Source organism: Rhizobium pantanalense, from assembly GCF_030182525.1.
Taxonomy (GTDB): Bacteria; Pseudomonadota; Alphaproteobacteria; order Rhizobiales; family Rhizobiaceae; genus Rhizobium.
This window is the reverse complement of sequence record NZ_JAQJCH010000069.1, coordinates 1-343: the sequence shown is the minus strand read 5'-3', so window position 1 is coordinate 343 and position 343 is coordinate 1. Positions and strand designations below refer to the sequence as shown.

Here is a 343-nt window from a genome sequence, read left to right as displayed (position 1 = left end):
GTCTTTTACTTCTGATATGGCACGTTCAAAATCCTGAATATTTGTAGGGAGGACTTGTTCGTGCGCGGCTTTGTTACGAACTGTCGCTATCATGTTGATTTTTTTTACGTAACTTGGTTCAAGCAGGTGGCTTATACTGTTGGTTTTTTCACGTAGCCCACGCCCCGTACCGCCTAATTTGGTTATCAGGTCTTCCACGGAAATTGCAGCATCAATGATGTTAGAACGTAGCATTTCTGATCCTCCATATTCCTAAAAGGATACCGTATTTTTGAGTGCGTCAAAATTATGTGCTGATGCCGGAGGCTTGGATTTTTCGCGACTTGTTTGATGGGAGGGGGGC

The 343-nt window shown here is 44.0% G+C and carries 1 protein-coding gene; it reads right to left on the bottom strand.

Going from position 1 to position 343, the window contains the following annotated elements; genetic code table 11:
* The coding region (locus PH558_RS34170) for a hypothetical protein (RefSeq protein WP_285208576.1) at positions 1–234 on the bottom strand (234 nt) is incomplete at its 3' end.
* Positions 235–343 lie beyond the last annotated feature (109 nt).